At 46.3% G+C, this 335-nt stretch carries 1 protein-coding gene; it reads left to right on the top strand.

Going from position 1 to position 335, the window contains the following annotated elements:
• Positions 1–26 precede the first annotated feature (26 nt).
• Positions 27–335: T7SS effector LXG polymorphic toxin (locus tag ACLWS4_RS38115; RefSeq protein ID WP_416876586.1), on the top strand; the 309-nt coding region annotated here is incomplete at its 3' end.

The following is a 335-nucleotide window of genomic DNA, read 5'->3' on the forward strand; positions in this document are numbered from 1 at the left end:
AAAAAACGTGCGCATTGAAAAACCAAATGATGGACATCCATCATGAAGGCGCGCAAGTTTTGCACAGCATTTCGGATATCGTATCCATTCCGGCACCGGACTTGGGCCATTTTATAGAAAGCGCTGAAGCATCACAAAAATTTGCGAATGGAGTGAACGAAAAACTCCACGCCTTTGACCGCAAAGCTCTGCAAATCGTTGAAGAAAGCCGCCGCGACGTGGACAGGTTAATGAAGAAAGTGATGGAAGCATGGAAAAGGAGTTTGGTTGGGGGCGGACCAGCTGAGCGTTTAAATGATAATGGTTCGTCACTACATGAACAACAAGCGTTTGTC

Source organism: Kitasatospora sp. SC0581 (assembly GCF_048159585.1).
GTDB lineage: Bacteria > Actinomycetota > Actinomycetes > Streptomycetales > Streptomycetaceae > Kitasatospora.